Annotated in this window: 15 protein-coding genes and 1 tRNA gene; 13 read left to right on the plus strand and 3 right to left on the minus strand. The window is 63.4% G+C overall.

Annotated features, from left to right (window positions below):
- Positions 1-275: 275 nt before the first annotated feature.
- The 12 genes from A7B18_RS13725 (at position 276) to A7B18_RS13775 (ending at position 13,091) form a co-directional block, all read left to right on the plus strand.
- Positions 276-1,355, plus strand: a complete 1,080-nt coding sequence (locus tag A7B18_RS13725; RefSeq protein WP_102127271.1) for a mannose-1-phosphate guanylyltransferase — start codon at positions 276-278, stop codon at positions 1,353-1,355.
- Positions 1,356-1,357: 2 nt separating this feature from the next.
- A complete protein-coding gene (locus A7B18_RS13730) occupies positions 1,358-3,016 on the plus strand; it encodes a tyrosine-protein kinase domain-containing protein (protein ID WP_102127325.1) in 1,659 nt (552 codons plus the stop codon).
- A gap of 2 nt (positions 3,017-3,018) precedes the next feature.
- On the plus strand, positions 3,019-4,461 hold the full coding sequence (gene wbaP / locus A7B18_RS13735; protein ID WP_102127272.1) for an undecaprenyl-phosphate galactose phosphotransferase WbaP: 1,443 nt from the start codon (positions 3,019-3,021) through the stop codon (positions 4,459-4,461).
- Complete coding sequence (locus A7B18_RS13740; RefSeq protein ID WP_180970162.1) at positions 4,458-5,738, plus strand: oligosaccharide flippase family protein; 1,281 nt, start codon at positions 4,458-4,460, stop codon at positions 5,736-5,738. The genes wbaP and A7B18_RS13740 overlap by 4 nt, the downstream gene beginning before the upstream one ends.
- 62 nt (positions 5,739-5,800) lie before the next feature.
- Positions 5,801-6,790, plus strand: coding sequence for a glycosyltransferase family 4 protein (locus A7B18_RS13745; RefSeq protein ID WP_180970163.1), 990 nt, complete (start codon positions 5,801-5,803; stop codon positions 6,788-6,790).
- On the plus strand, positions 6,780-8,012 hold the full coding sequence (locus A7B18_RS21480; RefSeq protein WP_146009544.1) for a hypothetical protein: 1,233 nt from the start codon (positions 6,780-6,782) through the stop codon (positions 8,010-8,012). The genes A7B18_RS13745 and A7B18_RS21480 overlap by 11 nt, the downstream gene beginning before the upstream one ends.
- Positions 8,009-8,932 (plus strand): glycosyltransferase family 2 protein, encoded by a 924-nt coding sequence (locus A7B18_RS13750; protein WP_102127275.1) that lies wholly within the window; start codon positions 8,009-8,011, stop codon positions 8,930-8,932. The genes A7B18_RS21480 and A7B18_RS13750 overlap by 4 nt, the downstream gene beginning before the upstream one ends.
- Positions 8,929-9,885: a glycosyltransferase family 2 protein gene (locus tag A7B18_RS13755; RefSeq protein WP_102127276.1), complete on the plus strand. Its 957-nt coding sequence runs from the start codon at positions 8,929-8,931 to the stop codon at positions 9,883-9,885. Before A7B18_RS13750 ends, A7B18_RS13755 begins: the two co-directional genes overlap by 4 nt.
- On the plus strand, positions 9,882-10,910 hold the full coding sequence (gene rfbB / locus A7B18_RS13760; RefSeq protein WP_180970165.1) for a dTDP-glucose 4,6-dehydratase: 1,029 nt from the start codon (positions 9,882-9,884) through the stop codon (positions 10,908-10,910). The genes A7B18_RS13755 and rfbB overlap by 4 nt, the downstream gene beginning before the upstream one ends.
- Complete coding sequence (rfbA, locus tag A7B18_RS13765) at positions 10,907-11,821, plus strand: glucose-1-phosphate thymidylyltransferase RfbA (RefSeq protein WP_102127278.1); 915 nt, start codon at positions 10,907-10,909, stop codon at positions 11,819-11,821. The genes rfbB and rfbA overlap by 4 nt, the downstream gene beginning before the upstream one ends.
- Positions 11,818-12,357, plus strand: coding sequence for a dTDP-4-dehydrorhamnose 3,5-epimerase family protein (locus A7B18_RS13770; protein ID WP_102127279.1), 540 nt, complete (start codon positions 11,818-11,820; stop codon positions 12,355-12,357). Before rfbA ends, A7B18_RS13770 begins: the two co-directional genes overlap by 4 nt.
- A gap of 8 nt (positions 12,358-12,365) precedes the next feature.
- Entirely contained in the window at positions 12,366-13,091 is a 726-nt protein-coding gene (locus A7B18_RS13775; RefSeq protein ID WP_245872885.1) for an SDR family oxidoreductase, read from the plus strand.
- A 791-nt stretch (positions 13,092-13,882) separates the two neighbouring features.
- Here the strand turns inward: A7B18_RS13775 and A7B18_RS13780 are convergent.
- Positions 13,883-15,118, minus strand: coding sequence for an O-antigen ligase family protein (locus A7B18_RS13780; RefSeq protein WP_102127326.1), 1,236 nt, complete (start codon positions 15,116-15,118; stop codon positions 13,883-13,885).
- Between the two features lie 68 nt (positions 15,119-15,186).
- Positions 15,187-15,261, minus strand: a tRNA-Glu gene (locus A7B18_RS13785).
- A 150-nt stretch (positions 15,262-15,411) separates the two neighbouring features.
- Between A7B18_RS13785 and A7B18_RS13790 the strand changes: the two genes are divergently transcribed.
- A complete protein-coding gene (locus tag A7B18_RS13790; RefSeq protein WP_102127281.1) occupies positions 15,412-16,839 on the plus strand; it encodes a phosphoglucomutase/phosphomannomutase family protein in 1,428 nt (475 codons plus the stop codon).
- A gap of 62 nt (positions 16,840-16,901) precedes the next feature.
- Here the strand turns inward: A7B18_RS13790 and lpdA are convergent, their stop codons facing one another.
- Positions 16,902-18,308, minus strand: a complete 1,407-nt coding sequence (lpdA, locus tag A7B18_RS13795) for a dihydrolipoyl dehydrogenase (RefSeq protein WP_102127282.1) — start codon at positions 18,306-18,308, stop codon at positions 16,902-16,904.
- Positions 18,309-18,627 lie beyond the last annotated feature (319 nt).

Below are 18,627 nucleotides of genomic sequence, written 5' to 3' on the forward strand. Positions count from 1 at the left end.
GGTTGGAACGGCCAGGAACTCATCTGCCAGAATGCGGACGCGCTCCCCCAGAATCTGTGACGTAGACACTCCCAGATTTTCTCGGCTGGGAGCGCTTCCCCGTCGTTATGCAGGTGCAACTCCTGAGTATAACGTTCAGGTGATGGCTCTGCCGGAGCCGCCTCTTCAGGAGACGCGATGAGAAATCCCAGATCAGGTCTGGCGGCGCAGCGTGCGGGCCGCGGACCGACACGAAATGTCGAGACGCCGCCCGCCAGGCCGCGGGGCGCCCGGGTATGACGGCGTTCATCCCGGTGATTCCGGCGGGAGGCAGCGGCGAGCGGTTCTGGCCGCTCTCGCGCCGGAACCGTCCCAAACAGTTCCTGGCCCTCGACGAGACGGGCCGCAGCTTACTTCAGGCGACGAGCGACCGCTTGAGCCGGGTGAGCGGCCAGCCCGAGAGCGTGATGGTCGTGACGGGCGGCGACTACCGCACCCAGGTGCTCGAACACCTGCCCGACATGCCCATCGAGACCCTGCTCGTGGACCCCCTTGCGCGCGACACCGCCCCCGCCGTGCTCTTTGCCGCGCTGCGGCTCGCGCAGGAGCACCCAGGCGCGGTGATGGGCGTCTTCCCCGCCGACCACCGCGTGAGCGACGCCGAAGCCTTCGACCGGGTGATGCGCCGGGCCATCGAGGTGGCGGGCGGGACCGGGCGGCTCGTGACCATCGGGATCACCCCCACCTACCCTGCCACGGGCTACGGGTACATCCAGGCGGGCGAGGAGCTGCTCGGCGGCGAGCTGCCCGCCTACGCGGTGAGCCGCTTCACGGAGAAGCCCGACGCGGGGACGGCCCAGGCCTTTCTCGCCGACGGTCGCTACACCTGGAACAGCGGGATGTTCCTGTGGCGGGTGGGCTCGATCCTCGCCGCCTTCGAGCGCTACCAGCCCGAGATGTACGCGCGCTTGAGGGAGGCGGTGGGCCAGGGGCGCTCGCTTGCGGGTGTGCGCGCGGTCTTTCCCACGCTGGAGAAGATCAGCATCGACTACGCCATCCTGGAGAAGTCCGATCAGGTGGTCGTGATCCCCGCCGAGTTCGGCTGGGACGACCTCGGGGACTGGAACGCTCTGGAGCGTCTCCTGAAGACCGAGAACGCGAACGTGGCGGTCGGGCGGCACGTGGGGCTCGACACCGGGGGAGCGATCCTTTACACCACCCAGGGCGACGACCTGATCGCCACCATCGGGCTGGAGGACGTGGTGGTCGTGCGGACCGCCGAGGTCACGCTGGTAGTCCGCAAGGACCGCACCCAGGACATCAAGAAGGTCGTGCAGCAGCTCAAGGCGCACCCGGAACTGGAGCGGTTCGCGTGATCATGCAACGGGACCCGGAGGTCTACCCGGCGGGCCGCTCCGGACGCGAGGCGGAGAACGAGGTCGATCTCGGGACGCTGTGGCACGGCGTCCGGCGGCGCTTTCCCGTCATCCTGCTCACGGCGCTGGCGCTGGCGCTGGCGGTGTACCTCTGGTCGCGGGCCCAGCCCGACGTGTACGAGGCCTCGTCCAGCCTGATCACCACCGGCAACGGCGACGTGGGCACCCTGCGCGACTCACAGGTGACGGCCCCGCCCCTCCCGGAGGGCGCCCTCCAGGAGGCGTTGCAGGGACCTATCGTGCTCGGTGAGGTAATCCGGCGGGTGCGAACCGAGTCCCGGCTGGCGCCTGCTGTGCGCGGTGAGATCGCAGGCGACTTGCAGGAGGAACTGCAAAAGCGGGACGTGCGCACAGTGGAGTTACTCAGCCGCCTCGATCCGGGCGGCAACGGCATCTACACCGTGACGGCCCAGGGGCCGAGCGCCCAAGCCGCCACCCTGCTCGCCGACATCACCGCGCAGGCGCTGCTAAACTGGGATCAGGGCCGGGCCCTGCGGGGCGTTCAGCGTGCCGAGACCAGCCTGCGCGCCCAGCTCGCCGAGATCGACCGCCAGCTTGCGGCGGGCACCCTCAGCGACCTGGAGCGGCAGACCCTAGTGGCCGCTCGCGCGAATGCCCAGCGCAATCTCGCCCAGGCGACGATTCAGGCGGAGGGGGCAACCGGCTCGCTCGAACTGGTCGCGCCCGCTGTGCCGCCGCTCAACCCCGTGGCTCCCAAGCCGCTGCGTAACGCGGTACTGACCGGGCTACTTGTGTTGCTGCTGGGAAGTGGGGTCGCCGCCCTGCGCACCGTCCTCGATCGCACTGTTCGCAGTGAGGAGGACCTGCTCAACTTCGGGCTGCCCACGTTGGGTTCGATTCCGCGCCTGCGCCGCCGTGATGTGGTCTTCAGCGGCATCGTGCGGGCGGCGCGGCAGGCCGGACTCTACGAGGCGGTGGGGTTTCTCCGGGTCAACCTGCTGAGCCGTCTGGGCAATCAATCCGGCAGGCGCGTGATGATCTCCTCCACCGTGCCCGGCGAGGGCAAGAGCAGCCTCACCGCGACTCTGGCGGACGGGCTGGCGGAGAGCGGCAAGCGGGTCCTGATCATCGACGCGGACCTGCGCCGGGGGACCCAGCAGGAGGTGTGGGACAAGTACGACCGTGAACACGTCTGGCACCAGCTCAGCGGGACGGGCGGGGCACGGACCTTTCAAGACGCCCTGCGCGCCCCCGAGAACGTTCAGGTGATGGAGGCGGAGCAGGGGGTCCACGTGCTGCCCGCCGGTCCGGGACTGCACGACAGCCTGACCCTGCTCAACCGCCCCGACCTCGGGAGTCTGCTGGGTCGCTGGGGTCAGCACTACGACCTCGTGCTCATCGACAGCCCGCCTCTGCTGGCCATTGCCGACGCGCTCGTCATCGGCAAGCACGCCGACGCGGTGCTGCTCGTGACTGAGGAGGGCAAGACGAGCCTCCAGGCGGTGCGGCAGGTGCTGCGGCGGGCGCAGGGCGCGGGGCTGGCGGTGATGGGCTTTATCATCAACAAGGTGGACGCCTCCAACCAGGAGGTCCGGACCTACGGCTACGGCTACGCTCCCCGCACCAAGGAAGCCCGTTGATCATGAGCGTTCAACGCTCCGCCCCCACGCCGCTTGCCCGCGCCGGCCAGCGCGCCGCGCCGGTTTGGCTGCGAAGTCTGTTTCAATCGCTGGCGCTCATCCTGGGGGACGCGGCGAGCGTGCTGCTGGCCCACGCCCTGACCAATACCCTGCTGAGCCTCACGGATCAAGGCCGGGTCAGTCTGAAAACCACGTTGATCTGGCTGGGGGTCTGGCTGCTGTGGCGAACCTACCAGGGACTGTATCCGGGGTATGGCCGTTCGCCCCAGACGGAACTGCGCCTGCATACCACCGGCACGCTGCAAATCGCGGTCGTGCAGGTCGCCGCCGCCTTCGCCCTGCCCCGTTTTGCGCCCAGCGCCATCGGCGTGGTGATGGAATGGGCACTCGCGCTACCCCTGGCCCTGCTCGTGCGGTACGCGGTGCGCGGTTTGCTGGTCGGAGCGGGCCGGTATGGCCGGGCCGTCAGCGTGATCGGGGCCGGGCACACCGCCTCGCTGACCATTGCCCATCTTCAGACCCACCCCTCCTACGGCCTGAAGCCGGTCGCCGCGTATGACGACAATCCCGCGCTGCACGGCCGCCGGGTTCATGGGGTTCCGGTGGTCGGACCGATTGACCTCGCGCTCGCCGAGCCCCGCACCGAGCAGGCGATCATCTCGATTCCCAGCGCCCGCGCCGAGACCCAGAAGCGGATCGTCAACAGCGTGTATAGCGCGTTCCCCATTACCTGGGTGATTCCCGACCTGTTCGGGGTGCCCAACCAGGCTCTCCAGCCGCACAACATCGGCAGCCTCGCTAGCGTGGAGATTCGCAACAACCTGCGCAGCCTCCAGTCGCGCGGCATCAAGCGGACCCTGGACCTCGTCGGCGCCGGGGTGGGGGGACTGTTGATCCTCCCCGCGCTGGTGCTGATCGCGCTCGCCATCCGGCTCGATAGCCCCGGCCCCATCGTCTACCGGGCCCGCCGTCTGGGCCGTGACGGGCGGTCCTTCGACTGCTTCAAGTTCCGCTCGATGCATCAGGACGCCGAGGCCCGGCTGGGGGAGATGCTCGACGCCGACGCGGACCTGCGCGCCGAATTCGAGGCGACCCACAAGCTCAAGGATGACCCGCGCGTGACCCGGGCGGGTGCTTTCCTGCGCAAGACCAGCCTCGACGAGCTCCCGCAGCTCGCCAACGTGCTGCTGGGGACCATGAGTCTGGTCGGGCCGCGCCCCATCGTGCAGGCCGAGGTCTGCAAGTACGGGGATATCTACGCCGTGTACAAGCAGGTGCGGCCCGGCATGAGCGGCTACTGGCAGGCCAACGGCCGCAGCGACACGAGCTACGAGGAACGGGTAGGGATGGACCACTTCTACATCACCAACTGGAGCCCGTGGCTGGATATGGTGATCCTGCTCCAGACGGTGCGGGTGGTCATTCGGGGGAAGGGTGCATATTGAGAGCCAATCCCAGAAGCGCTGACGTTGCTCGCAATGCCGGTGCCCTCTACATCGTCCAGATTGCCAATTACGTCATACCGCTTTTTCTCCTTCCCTTCCTGGCTAACACCCTGGGTGTCGCTGGTTATGGGCGGCTGGCGACCCTTCAGACGATTGCCACCTACGGGCTGGTACTGACTGACTATGGGTTTCAACTGTCGGCGACGCGTAAGGTAGCGGCGATGTTGGAGCAGGGTCAGGAGGTGCAAGACGTGTATGTGAATGTTATGTCCTCCCGGATAGTCCTGGCTCTCCTCGCAACCGTGGGGATGTGTCTGGCCGTGAGCTTTATTCCCTATCTGAAGCTGACGCCCTCGGTGGCCCTGGCTCTCGGGATCTTGGTTCTGGGGAATGCTTTGACTCCGCTGTGGCTCTTTCAGGGCTACCAACGCATGACGCTGGTAAGTGTGGTGGTGCTGTCGGCGAGGCTGAGTGCGGCTGCCCTGACATTGGCGCTGGTGCGCTCGGCTCAGGATGTAGGTGTGGCCCTCTGGGCGCAGACACTCGGGACCGCTTTGCCTGTTGGCCTCGCGCTGTGGAGGGCAGGGCAACTGACTCCCCGCCGAGGTGCCCGCCCTTCCCTGGCCGGTATGCGGGCCGAACTGTTGGACGGCTGGCATATTTTCCAGACCGCGATTTTCAGCACTCTCCTGACCAACTCGGGGATTCTGGTGCTCGGCGCCACGGCGGGAGCCCAAGTCGCCGGAGGTTATGCGGCAGTGGAGCGTGTAGGCAAAGGGGTCGCCAGCATGCTCACGCCTGTGACTCAGGCTATCTACCCGCGTGTGAGCGCCAGCTTCACGGCCTCGTATCAAGAAGGCCTGTCTGTTCTCCGGCGGTTTGGTCTTCCTCTCCTGACATTATCAGTCGTGTTGGCCGTCCTGATGATCGTAATGACAGAGGTGGGCGGTGTAGAGTGGTTATTTGGTGCCGATTATAGGCGATTTGCCAATGTCCTTGTCGTGCTCAGTCCCTGGGTGGTCTTTGGCGTGTTGAACAATTTGTTGGGAATCCAGTATCTCACCAATGTCGGAGAAGCGTCCTGGTACGCGACTGCCTTCACGATCAGCAGCCTGTTTGCCTTTGCGATGTTCTTGGTCCTATCCCACCGTCTATCTTTCTGGGGCGTAGCCTGTGGATTGGTGATTGGCGAATTGACGCTTGCTGCCCTCCTGGGGTGGCGGGTTTGTTCTCATTGGAAACAAAAGCGACAGATAGGTGTTTCGGGGATTTTATGATGAAAGTTTTATTTATAACCCGGCCCGACGCCCTTACGCGTCCTGGAGGAGACACTATTCAGTTGCAAAAGACGGCGGCTGCTCTGGAAGCGTTGGGCGTCCAGGTCCGGCTTGGTCAACCAACCGCCGAAAGTCTGAAGTGGTCGGATATCGTGCATGTCTTTAACGCCCAGACGCCCAGAAGTTCCCTGCCAGCTTTGCGTGCGGCCCGTCATGCCGGCAAGCCCACAGTTTTCTCTACGATATGGTGGGATTTGAGTCACGCACAACAGAGCAGCCTGCTCTCCAGCTTCTTTGGTGTTCCCAACCCACTCTGGGAGCTGAGTCATCCGTTTTTCCGGGTAGCTGTAAAGACCTTCCGCTCGGGGTGGTTATCTGAGATACGAGACACTATCAGGGCGGCCGATCTCCTGTTGCCTAATTCGGAGGAAGAGATGAGGTGCCTGAGACGGGACTTCGGCATCAACCTGCCTCCTCACCGTGTTGTGATGAATGCGGTGGACACCGGCATCTTCAGACCGGAGTATTCAACTAGAAGAGCAGGGGTCATCTGCTGTGCGCGCATAGAGCCAACCAAGAACCAGCTTGCCCTGATACGCGCGGTGGCGAAGATGCCCGACGTGAAGTTGACCCTGGTTGGCCGGGCAGGTCATCATCTAAGATATAACCAACGCGTGAGGGCCGAGGCGGTCAGACACAACTTCACTTTGATAGAAGATCATTTGCCACAGGAGGAGATGGTCAAGCTTATGCACGAGCATACAGTCCATGCCTTACCCTCTTTTCGAGAATCTCCCGGGCTGAGTAGCCTGGAAGCCCTGGCTTCCGGGCTCAAGATTGTCGTATCGTCCCAGGAATTCTGCCCGGTCGAAACCTATTTCGGTAACTGGCTAGAAGAACATGTTTTCGTGTGCACGCCGTACAGTGTAGTGAGCTTGAGGGCGACTTTGAAGAGAGCCTTGTACAAAAATCTTCCCACTCCACCCTTCCCACCTTCTCTAACCTGGCCTGACGTAGGGAAAAAAACTTTGGAAGCGTATAATGAGTTATAAGAAGCCCTTCGCGCTGGTGTTCAATCCCATCTGGATCATCGGACTTCAGACTGTGCTCGCCCTTATTTTAATCTGGGGGAAGCCATCTTTCACCCTTGCGTATGTTGTTCTTGTTTCGATTCCAGCGATTGTATATCTGGTTTATGCACTCATATGGGAGCGCTTAGCCAGTAGGTTCAGGGTATCTGCCTCTACTGTTTTTGGCTCGTTAGTATGGAAAGCGTCTATTGTCCTGATAGTAATGGTCTCTCTAGGAAATATATTTCTTATAGGACAACTTGTGGAGTTGTACGGCGGTTTGACCAACGCCATCGCGAATTTTGGACGTACTCAATTTATCATCGATGTGCAATATAATGCTCCTAGGACGGTGGGTTATCTCATCAGTTTGAATTACATTCTGCCTGTAGCTGTTGTGCCGTTGGTACTGCATAAAGGCATTCGCTTGTCGCTCCTTATGCTAGCACTACCTGTGCTGCTTCTGTTCGCCGCCTCTAACCTATATGGAGCTCGGATTCTCTTCTTAGACACCCTTGTCTCCATTATACTAACATCAGCTCTACTTTCGAGGCTGCGTGTTAGATTACTTATGGGCCTGCTTATCTCTGGTGTGCTCCTGATTGTTGGAGTGGCCGGGTTACAGGCGGCCCGGTATGGAGATAACCTCGGGCGTGGCTTCGAGGAAATGGGGAAGTACTACTCTATATCACTCAGCCATGGCTCGACGATCGTCTCCCAGAATAGAACTGGTCAGCCACTGTATTGGACTTTGAGGTCCACGTTTGGTGTTCCTCTTCTTAGCGAGGTCTTTGGTACGCAGGCGGTGTATGAGGGTGTATTTGGTCACATTCCCATTAAAAGCAGGGAGGATGATTTTGCGTATGCTGCACGCCTAGGCGTGGACCCACGTTATAACACATTTAGCATTTACGGATACTCCTTCCTAGATCTTGGTGTGTGGGGATTATTTGTAGTCTTATTTTCGTACTTATCTTTACATTATATGTATAGCCTTTACATTTCAATGAATCCCTGGGGAGTCTTATTGTACCCAGCGCTGTATGCGCTTCTACTCGATCAACTCAGAACAAACAGCATATTTTCAACGAGAGTGGTGTATTTCATTATTACAACCATCATACTTATGTTTGTCCATAAAATATCAACAGCTTACAGGAGTAGGGTCGGCAGGGAAGTTTTTCCACTTAGGAAGGCACGATGAGATCACAGATTGATAGACAGATAGTTCTTGCTACCTACAATGGTGAACGGTTTTTGGAACAGCAACTCGAAAGTATTTTGTCTCAGATGGGTGACCGTGACGAGTTGCTGGTGCACGATGATGGGTCCACGGATGGAACCCGGGAGCTGCTCAGAAGGATCGCGGGGCAGGAGAGCATGGTCCGCCTATTGGTCCATCCCCCTGCTGGAGGACCCAAGGAGAACTTCGCGTTCCTGCTGGGTCAGACCTCGGCACGTTATGTCTACTGTGCGGACCAGGACGACGTGTGGATGCCGGGTAAACTCGACCGGTTCGAACAGGTTATCCAGTTCTATGAAAGCGTCTATGGTGAGGATACTCCCCTGCTTGTTCACAGTGATTTGAGTCTTATAGATGAGGCAGGCAGTCCCATATCTGATTCACTCTGGTACTATCAGGCAATAGATCCACGCTGGGGGGACCATTTTAACTTGATCATGACTCAGAATGCTGTGACTGGCTGCGCAATGATGGTTAATAGGGCGCTCTTGAAGATAGCTCTGCCGATCCCCTGTCAAGCCGTGATGCATGATTGGTGGCTGGCGATGGTTGCCTGTGCGTTCGGTAAGGTCGTCTGGCTTCCCGAGGTGACGGTGTTGTATAGGCAGCACCGTGATAATAATGTAGGAGCCAAACGTTTTGTAATCAACCCGGTAAAACAGTTTCAGTACAGAGAACAGATCAGGACTTCCTTGCTGGAGAGTACGGCACAGGCGGGTGCCTTCGCCCAGCGTTATGTCGACAGTCCCTGGGTAGAATTGGCGAGAATTTACTCCGAGTTACCGAGTTTATCTTATCCGTCACGCCGTTATTCTCTCGTTAGGCACAAGTTTTTCAAATCCACTCTCCTGAAAAATCTTGCCTGGGTGATCTTTGTATGAGTAGCATTGAGCGAAGTAAGCAGTCTATTACGGTCGTTGTGCCTACCCTTAATGCCACCCCTCATATACTTAGTTTAATTTCCGCCTTTTCTATACAGACCTATCTTCCGAAACGAGTTCTTTTTATCGACTCCGATTCAAGCGACGGGAGTGTGGAGATGCTGGAAGGGCTCGGTTATGCTGTTGTGCGTATCTCCAAAGCGTTCTTCAATCATGGTGGGACCCGTAACCTCGGTGCTCGCCTTGCGGTCGGCTCCGATATTCTGGTTTTTCTGACCCAGGACGCCCTTGCGGTTGACGAAAGGTGGCTTGAGAAGTTGGTCGGCCCCATCGTGTCCGGGGAAGCGGTGGCGACCTTCGCCCGTCAGCTCCCCAGGCCGGAGGCGTCTTTGCTGGAGAAGTTCTCGCGTTATTTCAACTACCCAGATACCAGCCAGACTCGCGCTGAGGCAGATATCACCCGTATGGGTATCAAGGCCTTCTTTTTTTCCAACGTCTGCTCAGCCGTGCGGGCGGATATCTTCTGGAGCGTGGGCGGTTTTCCGGAACACGTGATCATGAATGAGGACATGACACTGGCCGCCAGACTTCTGCGGGCCGGACACCGCATCAGGTACGTCGCGGAGGCCGAAGTTATCCATTCGCATGAATACACCCTTAAGCAGCAGTTCCGTCGCAACTTCGATGTGGGAGCTTTTCTGGCTGATGCCGGACCAGAACTGGCGGGAGCTAGAGTGAGTGGTGAAGGACTCCGATTTGTATATAAGCAGATTCGGTACGTCCTAAGACATGGGCGGGTTGAGCTGCTACCGCGGGTGTTTGCCGAAGCCGCAGCCAAGTTTACAGGCTTCCAGGTGGGTAAGCGTCACCGGATGCTTTCTCTGTCCATCAAGAAAAAGCTGAGTATGCACAGCTACCACTGGGACCAGCAGAAGACAAAGGAGAAGTTGTGAAGAACCTGCTCGTGACAGGAGGCTGCGGCTTCATCGGCAGCAACTTCGTGCGTTACTGGCTGGGCCAGCATCCGGAAAGCCGCGTCGTCGTGTACGACAAGCTGACCTACGCGGGCCGGAAGGAAAACCTGCATGACCTGTGGGACCACCCGAACCTCTCGCTGGTGGTGGGCGACATCGCAGACCTGGGCAGCGTGCGCGCCGCCTGCCAGGAGAACGCCACCGACCTGATCGTCAACTTCGCCGCCGAGACGCATGTGGATCAGAGCATTCTGGGGCCGCTCGTCTTCACGGACACGAACGTGCGCGGCACCCACGTCCTGCTGGAGGTGGCCCGCGAGCTGGGTCTGCGGCTGCACCACATCAGCACCGATGAGGTGTACGGCCACATCCCCGACGGCCACCAGAGCGTCGAGACCGATCCCCTCGCCCCCCGCAGCCCCTACGCGGCGAGCAAGGCGGCGGCGGATCAGCTCGTGCAGGCCTACTTCATCACCTACGGCCTGCCCGTGACGATCACGCGCGGCGCGAACAACGTGGGGCCGTACCAGTACCCGGAGAAGGCGGTGCCGTTGTTCAGCACGAACGCCATCCTCGGCGAGCCGCTGCCCGTCTATGGCGACGGGCGGCAGATGCGCGACTACGCTCACGTGTACGACCACTGCACCGGGATCGAGACGGTCCTGCTCCACGGCGAAATCGGCGAGGTCTACAACGTCGGCACGGGCCGCGAGATGACCAACCTGGAGATGGTGGACATCGTGCTGGAGACGCTGGACGCCAGTCATGATCTCGTGCGCCACGTCACCGACCGACCGGGGCACGACCGCCGCTACTCCATGAACGTGGACAAGCTGAGGTCCCTGGGCTGGGCGCCGAGGTACGACCCCCGGCAGGCCGTGGCCGAGGCGGCGCGCTGGTACGCCCAGAACCGCCCGTGGTGGGAAAAGGTCCGCAGCGGCGAGTTCCGCGAGTACTACGACCGGCAGTACGCCGAGCGTCTGGCGGGGAACACGGGCCGATGACGGCTGATCCTGTGGGAGGCCCTTCCGCTCGCCGGGGCATCATCCTGGCGGGGGGCAGCGGCACGCGGCTCTACCCGGCGACCCTGGCGGTTTCCAAACAACTCCTCCCCATCTACGACAAACCGATGATCTACTACCCGCTCACCACCCTGATGCTGGGCGGCATCCGCGACATCCTCGTCATCTCGACGCCCGAGGACACGCCGCGCTTCCGGCAACTCCTGGGGGACGGATCGCAGTGGGGCCTGCGGCTGGAGTACGCCGTGCAGCCCGAGCCGGGGGGGCTGGCGCAGGCCTTCCTGATCGGCGAGGACTTCGTGGCGGGGCAGGCGAGCGCCCTGATCCTGGGGGACAACATCTTTTACGGCAACGAGCTCTCGGACCTGATGCAGGCGGCCAGCCGCAGGCCCCTGGGCGCGACCGTCTTCGCCTATCAGGTTAGGGACCCCGAACGCTACGGGGTGGTGGAGTTCGACGAGGCGGGCCGGGCGCTGTCCATCGAGGAGAAACCCGCCGCCCCGAAGTCGGACTTCGCGGTGACCGGGCTGTACTACTACGACCACAACGTGGTGGAGATCGTCAGGGGGCTGCGGCCCTCGCCGCGCGGGGAACTGGAGATCACCGACGTGAACACGGCGTACCTGCGAGAAGGGCTGCTCGACGTGCAGGTGATGAGCCGGGGCTTCGCGTGGCTTGACACCGGCACCCACGAGAGCATGTTGGAGGCCAGCCACTTCATCCAGACCATCGAACACCGCCAGGGCCTCAAGATCGCCTCGCCCGAGGAGGTCGCGTGGCGGCACGGCTGGATCAGCACCGAGGCCCTCCGCGAGCAGGGGCAGCGTCTCGCCAAGAACCAGTACGGGCGCTACCTCCTCAAGCTCGCCCGGGAAGGCAGGACGCACCCATGAAGATCGAGCTGGCCCCCGAGTTCACAGACATCCTCAAGTTCGAGACCTACCCGCCCGCGCCCCAGATCGGGGGCGTCTGGACGCACGCCCTCCGCAAGAACCGGAGCGAGAATGGCGCCTTCATGGAGTACCTGCGGCTGGGGGAGGAAGGGGTGCAGGGCCTCCCCGGCACCCTGATGCCCCGCCAGATCAGCGTGTCGTGGGCGGCGCCGGGACGGGTGAACGCCTTTCACATCCACGTCAAAGAAGAGCAGAACGAGGTCTGGTGTGTGATCGGCGGGCAACTGACCGTCTGGCTGGTGGACTGCCGGGCCGGGAGCCCCACCCTGGGCGTGCGGCGTAAGCTGGTCCTCAGCGGCGAGCAGCCCACGCTGGTGCACATTCCCAGCGGCGTGGCGCACGGCTACCAGGCCGGAAACGACGGCGCCACCCTGCTCTACAGCATGGACGCCCAGTTCAACATCGAAGACCCCAACGAGGGCCGTCTCCCCTGGAATCACTTCGGGGAGGACCTGTGGGCCGAGGACCGGGGCTGATGCGAATTATGCTGACAGGCGGAAGCGGGCGGTTAGGCACGGAACTGCGCACCCTCCTGCCGGACATCGTGGCCCCCACGAGCGCCGAGCTGGACGTGACGGACGCGGCGAGCGTCATGAGGGCCGTGGAGCGCGAGCGACCCGAGGTGATCGTCCACGCCGCCGCCTACACCAACGTGGGCGGGGCCGAGCGGGAGCGGGAGAGCTGCTGGCGGGTGAACGTGATCGGCACCCGTCATGTGGCCGCCGCCGCCAACACGGTCGGGGCGAAGCTCGTCCACATCAGCACGGACTACGTGTTCGGCGGCGAGACGGGCAATTACCGTGAGGACGACACGCCCGGCCCCGTGGTGAACTACTACTCGCTGACCAAGCTCGTTGCGGAGGAGGCGGCCCGCGCGGCGCGGCGACACCTGATTCTGCGCACCAGCTTCCGCCCGCGCGAGTTCCAGTACCCGGTGGCCTTCAGCGACGTGTTCACGGGGCAGGACTATGTGGACGTGATCGCGCCGGAGATCGCCCTGGCCGTGCGTCATGCCGCCGAGATTACCGACGAGGTGCTGCACATTGTCACCGGGCGCAAGAGCGTGTACGACCTCGCCAGGAGGAGAAAGCCTGACGTGCGGGAAGGCTCGCGGGCGCAGGCAGGCGTGACGCTGCCGGGGGACGTGAGTCTGAACACGGAACGGTGGGTGGCGTTGAGAGCGATGCTGAGTAGCCATGCCCAAGGGTGAGCACAGGGCAGAAGACCTCAACACCAGTGTTCCGCAGGATTGGAGCCTGAGCGGGTTTTCAAGCCCTCAACCTGAAGGCGACACCCACTACCGTCTCCCTCTCGCTACACAAACGGCCTTGACCTTTCCGACCTCGGAAATATTGTACGTTCAATACCGCTATCAAGTTCACGCGCCTGTCACCGAGGTGACAGGCCGAGTCTTCCTCAACGGTCGGTTGCTTGATACATACACCTTCCCGAAGGGGAGATATACTAACAGAGAGTTGGGCGCCTTCACCCACGCCGGTCGAAACGAGTTGACCATTGAATACCAGTGTGGCTCCACCATTTGTAAATATGGAACTGTCAAGCAATTCTGGACGCGGCTTACTCTGACTTCGCCTCTACGGAACGAAGCTCAGACTGACGTAGGGTTAGGTGTTGAACACTGGTGGCTAGATGCTCCGCAGAGTCTCCTGACCATTCAGGGCACTGGACCGCTAGTATCGGACGGCACCAACTACTACCGTAACGTCGAGTCGAATAGTTTTTCCCTTGAGTGGCCGAAGGATATAAAACCTATAGACGCCTTTTTTGAGATCAACGCGAAAGAACCTTTTCGTGTGACGACCCGTGTGGACGATATAGTGGTGTCCATTAAAAAGGGAGACCAGCAAACAGGGGTCAGGCCCTCAGTTTCGTTGATGGCTTTTCCACAGGCGAGCCACATCAACGTGCAGGTCGATTGTCTTTTGGGAACAAAGGGTTGTGGCTACCTGTATTTCACGCGAATCACTGTGATGCAGAAGCCTACGGCGATGGCCTCGTCTGGCTGGTTGCTGGCCGGAGGAATTCTGCTCCTTCTAATCTCGGCGTTGTGGTGGGGGTTGAATCTGCCACCCTTCGTCCGGAAGCGACCAGCGTGAGCCCCACCGCCGCCCACCACAGCTCCGCGAAGTGCTGGCTGGGCAGGGCAGCCACCACGTCCACTACGTTCATCGCCGTGAAGCCGAACAGCAGGGCGAGCGTCAGGGGGTCACGGGTGAGCACGGCACACCACAGGGCGTAGCCCATGATGGTGATCAGCCCGAGTGTTCCGACGATCCCGGTCTCCAGCAGCCAGTGCAGCCAGACGTTATGGGCGATCAGCCACACGCTCGACCAGCGGCTGACCGACTCCGGGCAGGTGACGTCATTGCGCTCCAGCGTAGGCGTGAGCTGGCACCCGTCCTTGAAGAGGAAAGTCAGGTACGGTCCGCCCTGGTAGGGGCCGACGCCGCCGACGGGACTGGTCTGCCAGCCCTGCACGGCCTCTCGCCAGACCTGCTCGCGCCCGCTGGTCTGGTCGTTGAGCAGCCGTTCCACGGGCTCCAGCGGGACCTTGAGGGTGCTCGTCAGGGCCGCCAGCGCGAGCACGAGAACGCCCGGCACCAGCACCCACCAGCGCCGTTGCCGTCCCGTCAGGCCCAGCGCCGCCAGACTCCCCACCACCAGCGCCAGCAGCGGCCCCCGGCTCCCGGCGGCGAGAAAGGTGACGACGGCGAGCATGCCCGCAAGAACGCGCCACCACAGCCGCCCGCCCCACCAGAACACCGTGATCCACAACGCCACGACCGCGACGAGCCCCAGCGACACGATGTAGTAATAGGGGTGCCCCAGCCTTTCTTGCACGCCCGCGAAACCCTGGGTGCCTAGCGTGTACCCCCAGGCGGTCACGAAGATGACGAGTTGCCCCCAGAGCAGGGGCCGGAGGTTCCGGCTGTCTCGCAGATACACCCCCGCCGCGATCATGGCGAGGATCAGGAGGGTGCGGCCAGCGGCCAGCCCCAGCGAGAGTAGGGGCCGGGGGGTAAACAGGGCCGCGACGAGTTGAGTCCCTGCGAAAAAGAACAGGACATACCGGGCGGCGAGGGGCAGCGTCCGCAGCCTTCCGAGACAGGCGAACGCGGCCAGGTACAGCGGCGGAAAGACTGGCACGAGCGCAATCAGCCAGCCCACCCGCCTGGGCGGCGTGAAGACGGGCTGCCCGGCCTGAGTCTGCGTCACGCGCGCCACTATAGCGGCCCCAGGAAGGACTCAAAAGCAAAAACCCCCGCCGAGGCAGAGGCTTTTTCTGGTGACCCCAACGGGATTCGAACCCGTATCGCTACCTTGAAAGGGTAGTGTCCTAACCGTTAGACGATGGGGCCACACCCACAGCAGTTCGCTTGTCTCCGCGCGCCGCCGCCCTCTCAAGGGATGCTTTTCAGCACGCCCGGAAGCATACCGGAGCCCCCCCATTTCGTCAATGGCGAGACTCTCCGCCCCTGCTAGAGTCCGGGAACGGAGTGCGCTGACCCATGCCCATCAAATTCGGAACGGACGGCTGGCGGGACATCATCGCCGAGGACTTCACCTACGGGAACGTGCGGGTGGTCGCCCGTGCCCACGCCCAGGCGCTGCGGGAGCAGGGGGGCTCGCTCGTCGTCGTCGGCTTCGACACCCGCTTCCAGGGCAGGGGTTTCGCCCGCGTCGTCGCCGACGTGATGGCCGAGCAGGGACTGAACGTCCTCCTTGCCGCCGACTACCTCCCCACCCCGGCCCTGTCCTACGCGGTGGTCCACCACCGAGCGGCGGGCGGGGTGATGATCACCGCCTCGCACAATCCGCCCGCCTACAGCGGGTACAAGCTCAAGGGGCCCTACGGGGGCAGCGCCACCCCGGAGGTGGTGGCGGAGGTCGAGCGGGCGCTGGCAGGTCCCGAGACGTACGGCGGCCCGCCGGGCGCGGTTCAGCCCCTCGACCTCCAGGAGGAGTACTACGCCGCGCTCGACCGCCAGCTCGACCTGGCGACCCTGCGGGCGTACCGGGGCACCGTCATCCACGACCCGATGGGCGGCGCGGGGTGCGGCTGGCTCACCGGATACGCGCGCCACGCGGGCCTGAACCTCGACCTGCGCGAGCTGCACGGCGAGCCCACCCCACTCTTCCACGGGGTGAACCCCGAGCCTATCCCCCAGAACCTCGGCGAATTGACGGCGCTGCTCAGGGACGAGACGGGCACGGCCCTCGGCGTGGTCACCGACGGGGACGCCGACCGGGTGGGGGCGGTAACGGCGGGGGGGCGGTTTTTCAACAGCCACCAGATCTTCGCGGTGCTCTTGCGCCACCTCCACGGACGCGGGCTGCGCGGGCGGGTGGTGAAGACGGTCTCGGGCAGCCGGGTGATCGAGCTGCTCGCCGAGCGGCTGGGTCTGGAGCTGCTGGAGACCCCCGTGGGCTTCAAGTACATCACCGACGCCTTCCTGGAGGGGCAGGCGGACGAGACCAAGGCCGTTTTGATGGGCGGCGAGGAGTCGGGCGGTCTCTCCTCGCGCGGGCACATCCCCGAGCGCGACGGCCTGCTCAACAGCCTGCTGCTCATCGAGGCGGTCGCGGCCACAGGGAAGAGCCTGGACGAGTTGTTCGCCGAGATCGAGGCCGAGGTGGGCTTCCGGCACCACTACGACCGCAACGACCTGCACCTCGGCGCGGGCTTCGACAAAGACGCCCTGCTCGCCGAGGCGCGGGAGTACCGGGAGGTCGCCGGGCACCCGGTCGAGGGCCGCAAGACCGCCGACGGGGTGAAGCTCCTCCTCGCGGGCGGCGCCTCGGCCATGTTCCGCGCCTCGGGCACCGAACCCGTCGTGCGCGTGTACGTCGAGGCCCAGACGCCGGGGGACGTGCGGAGCATCCTCGCCGAGGCGACGCGACGGGTCCTCGCCCACGACCCGGCCCACCACGGCTGAGGGGCCACGGGGAAGGGGCGCAGGAGCCACCCGGCCCGCCCGCCCCCTCGCCCTCCCCGCTCCTACATGTGCAGCGAGCGCTTGTCCGTCGCCAGGGCCGCCTCCTTCACCACTTCGGAGAGGGTGGGGTGGGCGTGGACGGTGCGGGCGAGGTCTTCCGCGCTGCCGCCGAATTCCATCAGGGTGACCGTCTCGCCGATGAGTTCGGAGACGTTCGGGCCGATCATGTGGACACCCAGGATGCGGTCGGTGTCCGCGTCCGCGACGACCTTCACGAAGCCGCGCGGGTCGCCATGCCCGAGGGCCCGCCCGTTCGCGCTGAAGGGGAACTGGCCGGTCTTGACGGTCAAGCCCTTGTCCTTGGCCTGCTTCTCGGTCAGGCCCGCCCAGGCGATTTCGGGGCTGGTGTAGATCACCCAGGGGATCACGTCGTAGTTGACGTGCCCGGCCTGCCCGGCGAGCAGCTCGGCGACCGCCACGCCCTCCTCCTCCGCCTTGTGGGCGAGCATCGCGCCGCCGATCACGTCGCCGACCGCGTACACCCCGGGGAGGTTGGTGCGGTAGTGCCCGTCCACCTTCACGAAGCCGCGCTCGTCGAGTTCGAGGCCCACCGCCTCGGCGCCCAGGCCCGCCGTGTGGGGCACGCGACCGATGGAGACGATGAGCTTGTCAAACTTCGCCGTGACGCTCTGGCCCTTCTCCTCGTAGGTCACGGTGACGCCCGAGTCGTGCTGCTGGACTTCCCCGATCTGCACCCCGAAGTGGAACTCCAGGCCCTGCTTCTGGAACTGCTTGAGGGCTTCCTTGCTGATCGCCTCGTCCGCGCCCATCAGGAAGCCGGGCAGGGCTTCGAGGACGGTCACCTGCGCGCCCAGGCGGCGCCACACGCTGCCCAGCTCGACGCCGATCACGCCCGCCCCGATGATGCCGAGTTTGCCCGGCACCTGCTCGAAGGCGAGCGCGCCGCTGTTCTCCACCACGTGCCCGCCGAAGGGAGCCAGCGGCAGCTCGCGGGGGCTGCTGCCCGTCGCCACGATGACGTTCTTCGCCCTGACCTCGGTCCCGGCGGCGTCCACGACCCAGCCGCCCTCCTCCTGCCGAACGAGGCGCCCGAGACCGTGGATGCTCGTGACCTTGTTCTTCTTGAAGAGGTACCCGATGCCGCCCGTGAGCTTGTCCACGACGGCTTCCTTGCGCCCGAGCATCTTGCCCAGGTCCACCCGCGCGCCGTCCACCTGGATGCCGTGTTCCCCGGCCTCGTGGGTGATCATCTCGTATCTCTCGCTGGAGTCGAGCATCGCCTTGCTGGGAATGCAGCCCACGTTGAGGCAGGTGCCGCCCAAGCTGCCCTTGCCCTCCCGTTCGAAGGCGTCCACGCAGGCGGTCCCCAGGCCGAGCTGCGCGGCGCGAATCGCGGCCACGTACCCCGCCGGGCCGCCGCCAATCACCACTACGTCGTAAGCGTCCATAACCGCCCCCGAGCGTACCACCCCCCTCTCACCGCAATTGCGGCGCGTTCCCAGGAGGGTGACGGCCCGGGCAGGACCGGAAGGCACGGAAGGCGAGAGTCGCGAGGGGTTGGGTTAGGAGGTGGCAGAGCGGAGACGTTTTCCATCTTGCACCCGGGCGAGCGGCTTGTGGAGGTTGAGGTGATCCACCGACGGGGAAAGGCCGTTGGGCGGTGGGGGGCGTGGGAGGTCGATTGCGGTTCACCCCCTCTGCAAGCAGCTCTACGAGTCAAGGGGGAGGGGCAGGTCGCAGGTGGGGGTAGGGCGGTGGAGCTGGTCA

This window comes from Deinococcus planocerae (genome assembly GCF_002869765.1).
GTDB lineage: Bacteria > Deinococcota > Deinococci > Deinococcales > Deinococcaceae > Deinococcus > Deinococcus planocerae.

Bases quoted from the DNA above. Each gene is read 5' to 3' on its own strand.
- A7B18_RS13775 (WP_245872885.1), top strand. From the start codon at position 12,366: ATGCTGACAGGCGGAAGCGGGCGGTTAGGCACGGAACTGCGCACCCTC.
- A7B18_RS13750 (WP_102127275.1), top strand. From the start codon at position 8,009: ATGAGATCACAGATTGATAGACAGATAGTTCTTGCTACCTACAATGGT.
- A7B18_RS13790 (WP_102127281.1), top strand. From the start codon at position 15,412: ATGCCCATCAAATTCGGAACGGACGGCTGGCGGGACATCATCGCCGAG.
- A7B18_RS13730 (WP_102127325.1), top strand. From the start codon at position 1,358: ATGCAACGGGACCCGGAGGTCTACCCGGCGGGCCGCTCCGGACGCGAG.
- rfbA (WP_102127278.1), top strand. From the start codon at position 10,907: ATGACGGCTGATCCTGTGGGAGGCCCTTCCGCTCGCCGGGGCATCATC.
- A7B18_RS21480 (WP_146009544.1), top strand. From the start codon at position 6,780: ATGAGTTATAAGAAGCCCTTCGCGCTGGTGTTCAATCCCATCTGGATC.
- A7B18_RS13725 (WP_102127271.1), top strand. From the start codon at position 276: ATGACGGCGTTCATCCCGGTGATTCCGGCGGGAGGCAGCGGCGAGCGG.
- A7B18_RS13770 (WP_102127279.1), top strand. From the start codon at position 11,818: ATGAAGATCGAGCTGGCCCCCGAGTTCACAGACATCCTCAAGTTCGAG.
- wbaP (WP_102127272.1), top strand. From the start codon at position 3,019: ATGAGCGTTCAACGCTCCGCCCCCACGCCGCTTGCCCGCGCCGGCCAG.
- A7B18_RS13755 (WP_102127276.1), top strand. From the start codon at position 8,929: ATGAGTAGCATTGAGCGAAGTAAGCAGTCTATTACGGTCGTTGTGCCT.
- lpdA (WP_102127282.1), bottom strand. From the start codon at position 18,308: ATGGACGCTTACGACGTAGTGGTGATTGGCGGCGGCCCGGCGGGGTAC.